The organism is Bacteroidota bacterium (assembly GCA_016713765.1).
GTDB lineage: Bacteria > Bacteroidota > Bacteroidia > AKYH767-A > 2013-40CM-41-45 > Pollutiaquabacter > Pollutiaquabacter aromativorans.
Genome location: JADJON010000001.1, coordinates 1,013,038 through 1,023,808 on the forward strand (window position 1 = coordinate 1,013,038; position 10,771 = coordinate 1,023,808).

Annotated in this window: 5 protein-coding genes; 2 read left to right on the plus strand and 3 right to left on the minus strand. The window is 58.8% G+C overall.

Translation table 11 applies throughout. From position 1 onward, the window contains the following. The first annotated feature begins 637 nt into the window (after positions 1 to 637). The gene (locus IPJ96_03905) at positions 638 to 2,641 is read left to right on the plus strand and encodes a T9SS type A sorting domain-containing protein (GenBank protein ID MBK7909493.1); all 2,004 of its coding nucleotides are present in this window, start codon (positions 638 to 640) and stop codon (positions 2,639 to 2,641) included. A gap of 111 nt (positions 2,642 to 2,752) precedes the next feature. Beyond that, positions 2,753 to 3,355 (plus strand): T9SS type A sorting domain-containing protein, encoded by a 603-nt coding sequence (locus tag IPJ96_03910; protein ID MBK7909494.1) that lies wholly within the window; start codon positions 2,753 to 2,755, stop codon positions 3,353 to 3,355. A 55-nt stretch (positions 3,356 to 3,410) separates the two neighbouring features. On the opposite strand, the gene IPJ96_03915 is transcribed toward IPJ96_03910, so the two are convergent. From IPJ96_03915 to IPJ96_03925, 3 genes are all read right to left on the minus strand, one after another. Continuing rightward, a complete protein-coding gene (locus IPJ96_03915) occupies positions 3,411 to 4,823 on the minus strand; it encodes a T9SS type A sorting domain-containing protein (protein MBK7909495.1) in 1,413 nt (470 codons plus the stop codon). Between the two features lie 395 nt (positions 4,824 to 5,218). Continuing rightward, on the minus strand, positions 5,219 to 6,046 hold the full coding sequence (locus IPJ96_03920) for a sterol desaturase family protein (GenBank protein ID MBK7909496.1): 828 nt from the start codon (positions 6,044 to 6,046) through the stop codon (positions 5,219 to 5,221). A 25-nt stretch (positions 6,047 to 6,071) separates the two neighbouring features. Next, positions 6,072 to 10,472, minus strand: a complete 4,401-nt coding sequence (locus IPJ96_03925; GenBank protein MBK7909497.1) for a gliding motility-associated C-terminal domain-containing protein — start codon at positions 10,470 to 10,472, stop codon at positions 6,072 to 6,074. Positions 10,473 to 10,771: the final 299 nt, after the last annotated feature.

A 10,771-nucleotide genomic window follows, 5' to 3' on the forward strand; every position in this document is an offset into this window, starting at 1 on the left:
AATTTCCAAGAAGCGTTCGATCACCTTCACCTGACATCAACTCCCGGTAGGCGTTCGATCGAGCGTATGTGTCATCTCGCCCTCTCTTTACACCAACTCCTAGAAGGCGTTCGATCGAACGTCTACTGGGAGTTGGTGTAAAGAGAGTAATAGGAAAATAGGAACCAAACTCCTGCATCTGAACGCCGATGTGCGTTCAAGTACTATTTGACAAATTTTTTTTGTTCAAAAACCTCCCGGCCCCGGAGGGTCCGAACATCATAGACCCGAACGATCAATCTCACTTTTCAGCTCCGGAGGAGCGTAACAACTGCGGACTACATCGCACACAGTTGACGGGCATTCGATCGTACGGTGAACTGTGTCAACGGCGTTGCAGGCTAGCCCCGGGTGATCTCGTCAGGCTAATGCAGTTCAACAAGACCACCCCGCTGATCTGACGAGAGAACACGGGACCAAAGGTGAGCTGAAATCCGTTGTGGTGCTCCAAAGAATTTTCCAGTCGGACGGTAAGCCGTCTCCCGTGTGCTGCGCACGCGACAAAACTGTAAGACGGAGTGCAATTTCCCGCAAACTCCATGATGGTTTCTGCATATACGGTATGTCCGGAATGTACCGGACTTTCCAGTCTTTGCCCATGCGTAACAGGATTCAACCACAAAACCGCACCCGATTGCGGTTCCGGCTGCTCGCCGCGACGACCTTCGTGCTTGTGCTGATCGCCTCGGCGCTCATGCTGGTGTTTCAGTTCGGTGATTCCGAAGAGTCGCGGGCAGGAGTCGCGGCCAACGAAACCATGACGACGGGTTCGTTCATCATCAACATGGGTGTGACGCCGCAAACGACCGGAAACGGCTTGAAGCCGTACGGGATGATCTACGACCTCATCCGGAATTACAGTGTGCCGGTGAAGTGGATCATCGACCCGGCCAAGACAAAGGATGCAAACGACTTTTCGCATAACGCGGTCAATTACAAAGGCGGGCCGTTCATCATCCAGAAGGAATTCATCACGCCGACGGTTGCCGCCCGCATCGCCTACTGGCAGACGCAGGGAGTCGTGGGCGCCTACACGGTGAGCGCGATCAGCGTACCGGTGGCGCATACACTTACAGCGCTGCCGACCGTGATGATCGATTCGTTGTCGGGAAATCAATCCATCCTCGCTGCCTACTACGCGAATGCGGGAATTCCTGCGTCCGCCTATACGGTGGGTTCGCCTGCACAGCTGACCGGATGCATTGATGTGTGGACCAACCCGCACGGCGATCCGACCTGGAACACGCATAATTACCTCTACGATTTTGTGACGATACAAAAATCCTGGATCTGGGCGCAATGCCATAGCGTGAGTATGATGGAGTATTGCAAAAGCTCCGTGGCACCGATCCGTCAACTTAATTTTCTTTCCAGCGGAGGACTCCAGTGTTACAACAACGGCAAATGCGGTACGAACCCGGAAGTGCATGCGGGTAATTCCACTTCGCCTTATACTTATTATTATCCGACAGACCCCGTGATGCAATTCATGGGTAATATGCACGGTGCCTCCAGCGCCGGTTCGGAAAAGTGGTATGTGCCGCTTTCCACCGGTCAATGGAACACGGCTACCCGACGGGGTGTCGTTACTTCCAATGGTGCGAGTCCACGGGAAGGGGTGCTGCTGGTGTACGGTCCGGCTTATGGCGACAGCAATAACGGCTGGGTGATGTACGAGGCAGGCCACGATCTCTCCACCGGTGGATCCAGTGCTACGGATCGTGTTGCCGCGCAGCGCGCGTATTTCAATTTCATCCTCCTCGCCGGGACGGCGAAGAAGATCAACATCAACGCCACGGTTACCGCTACACTTCCTTCCGGTGCCTCAGGAACCGCCTCGGCTACCGTTTCGTCCGGTACGCCGCCGTATTCATATCAATGGACCAGTCAGCTCGGAGGCACGTTTGCCAACAGCTCCGCCGCCACCACCGCTTACACGGCGCCGACGGTTGGCGGGAACACGACCGATGTTGTTACGCTGCGTGTCACCGACGCCTGCGGCCGCGTCTCCCTGTATACGCAATTCATCAACATCACCTTCAGTCCGCTGCCGGTGTCGCTCGTATCGTTCGAAGCGAAACGGAACGGGCAGCAGGTTCTTACGAGCTGGGTAACGGCTTCTGAAGTGAACAACGATTTTTTCACCATCGAGCGCTCGACCGACGGTTCGGTGTTCCAGGCCCTGAATCGTGTAGCGGGCCGGGGCACGACCAGCGAGACTAGTATGTACAGGTGGACTGATCCACAGCCGCCTGCGGGGATTTGTTACTATCGTTTACGGCAGACCGATTACGACGGGCGATCGGAGACTTTCCCTTCGGTCATGGTCGAAGCGACAAGGTCGGGCAGCCGGGATATTGCCATCTACCCGAATCCGGTGCGCGACCGGTTCATGTTGCCGGTAACGGTTGAGTCCGATTGTCAGGCAACACTGCGTATCTACAATGCAACGGGAGCCTGCGTGCAACAACGGCTGCTCAACTTACAGCGCGGATCCAATACCGTGAATGGCACGACTGCCGACCTCCCGGCCGGCAATTATGTGTTGATGCTGGAATCCGAAGGCTTGCTGACCAAATCGCGCTTTTCGCTGATTCGATAATTCGGGTCTTTTCTTTCAGTGTAAGGTTTGGCGGTGAAGTGCCGCGCCTTCGGCCTGCACAGGGTTAATTTGAGCGTTACGGCGGCGCTCCCCGCCTTTTAAACACTTCCCATGCGTCAACGTCTTCAACTTCGTCCCCGCGTCGCGCTGCGTTTTCATACAGCGCTCGTTTTCACCTTCGCTTCGGTCGTATTGGCCAGTTGGGCCTTCTTCGGCTTCAACCTGGCCGGCAACGGCGATGCAACGGCATCCGATCGGTCCGCCATTCCGGTGATCAAAAAAGAGGTCGCCGGTAGTCTGCAGGAGTCGGATCCTTCCATCGCAACCCTCACGGCCGGATTGGATAATCCCACACCGGTAGCCAGTCGGCGTTACCATCAGATGCGTCAGAGCGAGTACGATGTCCGCTCGGAATCGTTCCGAGCCATTGTCGGTTCGCCTGCTCAGGGTAAAAAGCAATTGTCCGTGCTGCGGGCCTCCGCGAATCCCGCCGGTCGTACGATCAACGTGCCGGTCACGGTCGATAACGACGGCAAAGCGGTACTGCGCATCTTCTCCTCCTCCGGCTATTGCATGAGTTCGCGCGAAGTGAACCTGGCTGCGGGGGAGAATACGATCAGTTGCGAAGCAGACAACCTCCCGGCCGGCGCGTACCAGGTCGTCCTCGATATTCAGGGTGAGATCCGCACCGGACGATTCATGAAAAACTGGTAAACCGAAAAAGGATTTGCTGCAGGTCGCAGGCCCACCGGCTTGCGACCTGTTCTTTTTAGCGGAGGATGCGTTCGCGCTGCATGTGATCTCCCTCCCGGATCTCCACAATGTACCAGCCCGCTGAAAGACTGGACAAGGGGAGCGCGAGCGATTCGGTCGTCCATACGCGTGTCAGGACGATCCGCCCGGCTGCATCCAGCAGTTGAACCGTACGCGGAGCCGGAGAAGGCGCTTGGAGATACACTACTTCGTCACGCACCGGATTCGGATAGACCAGTACGCGCGGCGTTTCCAGCTCAGTCACCGCTGTGGTCGAACCGGTCGAACCGCTGGTGTCGCAGCGTATCAGGTACGCTTCGCAGCTTACATTGCTGAAACCCCTGGCGTAACCGGTGAATACGAAGTCGCCGTTGGGCGCGGTGAACGCGTCAATGAATTTCTTGTCGTACGGATCCGGAAAGTCACGCACCCACACTACGTTGCCGGAAGTATCGGTCTTATAGATCGAACCGACCGGCAGTCCGGCCACCAGCCGGCCGCCGCCAAACGCGGCGCCGCCTTCCGCGGTCATGGTGATCGGAAAGTCATCTTCCTGGGTATTGATATCGACCGTGTTCCGGTAGTTCCGGGTCCACAAGGTGTCGAACTGATCGTTCAGCCGCGCGATGAACGGTGCCATGTTCAGGGAAGTGCCGCTTCTGCCGCCCAGCAGGTATCCGCCATTCGGATGTTCGAAGATTCGTTGTGCGTAGCTGTTGGTGACGGGCGTTTCGTAGGAATAGGAGTTGAGCAGGGTGCCCGACGTATCGAACAAACCGATCCAGGCCTGCCAGTTCCCGAACAAGCGAGCACCCGCCATCACGTATCGTCCGTCGCTCAACTCGGAGCTGAACTGGGCGAAGGAATTTCCGCTGGAGCCCAACGAGAAGCTCCACAACGAATCACCCTGTTCGGATACTTTCATGATCGTACCGCGGGCGTAACCGCTGATCGAGATCCAGCCGGTGAGCAACAGGCTGCCGTCGCGGTTCACGTGGATGTCGTACATCCGGTCGTTGCCCGGCTTGGGAAAGGTGCGTGTCCAGAGGGTGTCACCCTGGTCATTCAGCCGCAACAACCACCAGTCGCTGGTCGTGCCGGGATCACTGCTGAATGAATAGGTGGTGGCGGCGACAACGAATCCGCCATCCGCCGTTGGTGCAATGGAACTGGTGAAATCCGAAGAGAAGCCGCCGTATTGCTTCGACCATAGTTCGTTCGCGTTCGAATCAAGGCGGATGATCATCGCGTCAAGAAAGCCGGTGGTGCTGTCGTTGCCGGAAGCGGCTACGGCGTACCCGCCGTCGGATAACAGGATGGATTCCTCCCCGCGTTGATACCCGGGTCCGCCGAATTCACGTTCGATCAGGGGTTGGGCATTCAGCAAACAGGGATACAGCAGGCAGAGAAGGTGGAGCAGACGTTGCATAAATATGGGATTGCTGCAAAGGTAAGCGTGCCACTCAATGTTCAGCGTAAACACGGACCGGTTAACGCGAAATGTGTACAAGGTCATTGATCACTACAACGGAATAATGCAGGAATCCAATTATTGATGGACGCCACGTTGGAATTAGATAGCATCGGGGTTGTGAAGAAAGACTGTTGGTTCAACGAACGTGAATCGGGTGATGGGAAAAGTGTGATTGGATATTTGTTATTAGTGATTACATAGTAAAATAGAAGACACTCCTTTCCGAAGAAAACCCTTCCAAATCACCAATCACCAATTACCAATCACCACATCAATCAACGAACTCGCTTCCTACACCATCCACCCACTCCAACAGCACGAATGAATGAGCAGTAGCAAATGAAATGTCTTCAGTCGGTTGGCAGCTTCCGGAAAGGCGCCTTCAATAAGGTGCCCAGGTCTTCGTCCCGTTCACCCGGGAAGTTACGATCCAACCCGTACCGGATCTCGGAAGGCTGGAGTGCCGTCAGGGTGCCCAGCAGCCGGTCCCAGACCGACAAAACCGCACCGTAATTGCTGTCGGTGTAGGGCTGCTTCCAGTGGTGATGCACTTTGTGCATGTTGGGCGATACCAGCACATAGCCAATGGCGTTATCCAGCCAGTCGGGCAAGCGGATGTTCGCATGCGTAAAGGCGGTGGCGAAAACCAGGACGGTCTGATAGAACATGACGGCAACGATCGGCGCGCCGCTGATCCATACGCCGGCGAAGAAGAACAAGCCCCGAAACAGGCTCTCCGCCGGATGGTGCCGGAGCCCGGTGGTGGCGTCCACGTTCGTATCGGCATGGTGGATGATGTGGAACCGCCAGAGGAAGGGAACCTTGTGTTGCGTGATGTGCACCAGCCAGCCGACGAAAAAGTCGAGCGTCAGGAAACTCACCAGCACGGTGAGGCCGATGCCCGCATCCAGCCAATACACGAGTCCGAATTGATGTTGCCTGCACCAGTCGCTGATGAGGATGATCACGAACGCGAGCAACCCGTGTATGATCAGGTGCAGGAAGGTGAAGAACAGATTGACGCCGGCATGCCGGACGCGCGTTTTCCGGAAACGAAGCGGTAACAACGGGATCGCCCCTTCCAGTATCCAGAAAAACAGCAGCCCGCCGATCAGGATGCCCATGCGCTGCAGCGGATGGGCTTGCAGGGTTTCGAAAAAGTGAAGGATCCGATCCATACCGAAAGGTACGCAATCGCCGGCCTCAGCGGATCAGGTTCACGTTGCCGCTCGCTTCCCGCCACTCGCCCTTCGGGTCCTGTGCGCGGATCTTGTACACGTAAACACCCTCCGGGCACAGGCTTTCGCCGCCTTGGTAGTTGCCGTTCCAGCCTTGTTGCAGCGAATCGGAACGGAAGATCACCTTGCCCCAGCGATCAAAGACCAGCAACTCGAAGGCATGGACGCCGATGCCATACGCGTAGAACAGCTCGTTCTTGCCGTCGCCGTTCGGCGTGAAGGTGTTCGGTACGTACAACGCGTAGTCTTCGTTCACGCGCACGCGCGCGTAGGCGGTGTCGCGGCAACCGTGCGGACTCAAGGCGATCAACCGGATCACGTAGGTGCCGGTGTCGGCATAGGTGTAAACGGGATCCTGGTCTGACGAAATTCCCGCCGCATCACCGAAGTCCCAGGCCCAGGCGCTCGCGTCGCTGCTGGCGTCCGTGAGCCGGATCACCGGTGTCAGGATCGTGGTCTCCTCGGTGCTGACGTTGAAGTCCGCTACCGGCAGCGGATCAACGGTCACCGCTTCCGCTTCAAAGTAGGAACTGCATCCGTGCGGCGTAGTCACCTCCAACCGAACGGAATAGGTGCCCGCGTCCGGGAAGTACAGCTCCGGATGACGACTGGTATCGGTGATGCCGTTGTACGTCCATTGATAGTGCGAGCCGGCTTCCGCGGTCGACAGATCGAAAAAGCGGACCTGCAAGGGGGCACAACCGGAGACCGGATTCGGCAGGAAGTTGACGACGGGTGTCGGAAATACTTCCAGGAATATGCTGGCCGAACTGCTGCAACCCAGCGAGGTGCCGGTGACGGTGTAGTAGGTGGTAACATCCGGCCGCGCCTGCACGCTCGCACCGCTGGTGTTCAGGAGCCCGGCGGTCGGCGACCAGGTGTAGGTCGTCGCGCCCTGCGCTTGCAAGGTAACGGTGGTGCCCGAGCAAACGGCCGTGACGGGCTGCACGGTGATGACCGGAAGCGGTGTGACGTGTACCTGTGTACTGGCCGTGCTGCTGCAACCCTGCGCGCTGCCGGTCACGGTGTACACCTGATCGGCGACAGGATTCGCTACAACCGTGCCGCCGCTGGTGGTGTTCAGGGCAATGGCCGGCGACCACTGATAACTCGTGGCGCCGCTCACGACCAGCGTAGCCGCGTCGCCATAGCAGATCGTGGTATCCGCTTGCAACACCAACACGGGTAAGGGCGTCACGTTCACGCTGACGGTCGCGTCGGTACGACAACCGGTGAGGTAGCCGCTGACGGTGTATACGGTACTCGCAGCCGGCGATGCATTGATCGTACTGCCGTTCGAGCTGCTCAGTCCGTTGGTCGGACTCCAGCTATACGTCGAGGCTCCGCTTACCTGCAAGACCGTGGTGTCGCCCGCGCAGATCGTGGTGCCGGGCGATACGCTGAGGACCGGCAAGGGCAACACGTCCACGGTATGCGTACTCGTATTGCTGCAGCCGTTCGCGTCGGTGCCGGTTACGGTGTACACGGTGAGGGTCGAAGGTCCTGCCTGGACCTGTATCCCCTGTGCGGTATCCAGTCCGGCAACAGGCGACCATTGATACGCGATGCCGCCACTGGCAAGCAGGGTCGTGGAGAATCCACTGCAGATGGAATCCTCGCCGGCAACGCTCACCACCGGCAACGCATGCACCACAATCGTGGCTTGCGCAGTGTCGTTGCAACCGCTTTGGGTTCCGACCACCGTGAATACCTGCGTAGTCGCCGGCGATGCGTTCACCGACGCGCCGCTCGTCGAGGCCAGCGCGGGATCGGGCAGCCATTGATAGCTCGTGGCCCCCTGCGCTTGCAGCATCGCACTTTGTCCGGTGCAAATGGGCAGCACGGGATCAATCGTCACGACCGGCAAGGGCGTTACCTGTACGGTGACGACGGCATCGTCGGTACAAACGCCCGAGCTGCCGGTGACCGAATAGGTGGTGGTACCCGCGGGTTGTGCCGTCACCACCGGGCCGCTCACCGAACCAAGGCCGGGCGCCGGCGTCCAGGTATAGTTGGCGGCGCCCTGCGCGCTCAGCGTGATCGACTCGCCTGCGCAGATGACCGGATTGGCCGGCGTGATCTGCACGTTCAGCGCGGGAGCGACCGTGACCGGAATGGTCGCGCTGCTGCTGCAGCCGTTCGTGGTGCCGGTAACCGTATAGGTGGTTGTGGAAGCCGGCGTCGCGACTACGCTCGCGCCGACACCGCTGTTCAGGCTGCCGACGGGCGACCAACTGTAACTTGCGGCTCCGCTTGCGTTCAGCGTCGCGCTCTGGGTGATGCAGATGATCACCGGAGGTGTCACGGTCAGGACCGGCAGGGGATTCACGTTCACCTGCACGGTGGTGGAAGCGGTACAGCCGAGCGTGCTGCCGGTAACGGTGTATTGGGTGGACAAGGCAGGACTGGCGTTTACACTGCTGCCGCTGCCGGCACTCAGTCCTGTCAGCGGCGACCAGGAATAGGTGGCCGCTCCGCCGGTGTTCAGAGCGGTCACATCACCTTCGCAGATCGTCACGTTCGCCATCGTCTGCAGGACGGGCAACGGATTCACCGAGATCGAGGTAGTAGCGGTGGTGCTGCAACCAAAAGTGTTCGTTCCGCTCACGGTATAAACGGTGCTGGCCGTCGCGCTGAGATTGGTTACGGAATCGGTTACCGAAGAAAGACCCGTGCCCGGCGTCCAGCGGTAGGTGTCGGTGCCGGTTACCCACAGCTCCAGACTGACGCCTTCGCAAACGGTCGTGTCGGGCCGTACGCTGATCGCCGGTACCGGATGGACGGTGATGCTGAAGGTGGTGTCGTCCGTGCAACCCGCGGCGGTAGAGCCGGTGATCGTATAGACGATGCTGCTGACGGGCGTCGCGTTCACGCTTGCGCCGCTGCTCGCGCTCAGGCCATTGGCCGGTGACCAATTGTAGCTGGTCGCGCCGCTCGCGTTCAGCGAGGAGGAAGCTCCGAGACAGAGGATAGCGTTGCCCGACACGCTCACGACCGGCACCGGGTCGACCGTGACGGTCAAGGTGGCGGTGGCGGTGCAGTAGCCGATGCTCGCGTTGACGGTATAGACGGTCGTCGTAAGCGGACTGGCCAGTGGCGTGGCGATCGTCGGATCGTCGAGCCCGGTGACCGGCGACCAGTCATACACGCTGGCGCCGCTGGCGCTCAGTTGCGCGCTGCCGCCGTCGCAATAGGCCGCATCGCCGCTGGTCTGCAGGTTGGGTACAGGCGCAAGCCCGACGTTCACGGTCCCGCTGCTGCTGCAACCGTTGGCATCCGTTCCGGTGATCGTGTAGGTGGTAGCGACGGAAGGCGTGGCGTCCACGTTCGCGCCGCTGGTGGCGCTCAGACCTGCAGCAGGGGTCCAATCGTATTGCTGCGCGCCGCTCACGTTCAGTCGCAGCGTACTCCCGCTGCAAATCGTGCTGTCGACCGGTACGCTCAGTACAGGCAAGGCATGTACCTGTACGTTCCGTGTCGCCGTGGCGGTGCAACCGCTCGGATCGGAGATCGTCAGCGTTACCGTATAGTTACCGGCCGTCGAATAAGTGTGCGTCGGGTTGAGGGCGATCGAAGTGGTGCCGTCGCCGAAGTCCCAACTCCGCGAGGTGATGCGGTTCAGTGAACTCACCGACAGGTCCATCAGTTGCAGGTCTTCCCCGAGGCAGAGGTCGGTCGCGCTGGCGCTGAAATCCGCAGAGCGGCTCATGCAGACGACATGTTCATTCACCGAGCCGCCGGTACTCGAGGTAAAACCCCAGTACACCTGCGCGTTGCCGCCGAACAGGTTCGCGACGATATTGCCCGTATAACTCAGGCGAAGCGATCCGTCGAGCCAGATGTTGAGCGTGTTCGTGGCGCTCGTCCACTGGATGCGCACGTCATGGTAGAGGCAGTCTTCGATGTTACCCGAGGAAGCAAGCGCGGCCACGGGTCCTGCCAGGTTGTTCGCGGTGGTATGGTCCACATCGCCGTTCGAGATCACCGCGATGTGGTCGTAAGTGGGATCCCATCCGTTCTGGTAGGTATCGAACTCCACCGCCAAAGACGGACTGATCGTCTGATAGCCGATGCCGCCACCCGACACGCCGGAGGCGAGCGGGTTCGTTTGCAACGCGAACACCACCCCGTCGGCGCCCGCGTCGCTGCAGCCGAACATGACGGTGAAGTTGTAGTCGAACGAATTGCCGAGGTCGATGCGCTGCTGGTTCCAGATCGAGCCGTTCTGCGCGCCGGTCGACTGGGTAAGCCGGTAGCAGTCGCAGGAAACGGCGGTAGCCGTTCCGCTGCGTTGGAATTGTGCAGATGTCGGGATGGAAGCAAGCGCGAAAAGAATCCCGACGCCGTAAAGAAGAAGTTTTCTCAAGTGTGAAACCGTCCGTTCCTGATGACAAACAAAGAGAATATTCCAAAACGACTCAAGTGCGTTCACGGAAAATAACATTCCCGTTACTGGAAAGCCCTCGTTTGACAGGATTTTGAAGCATTCACGTCAAGCATCATGCCTTTTTCGTACCCGGTAAAATTGTCAGTCCCAAATTGATCCTCAAAATTTTAAAAATTAGGAGCGGAGCATTCCGACTTCGACTCACCGGCGTACCCGCTTTCGTCTCGTCACGCGGCATATTCCCTTTACTCACCGACTAACCAGGACGAGACTCAATC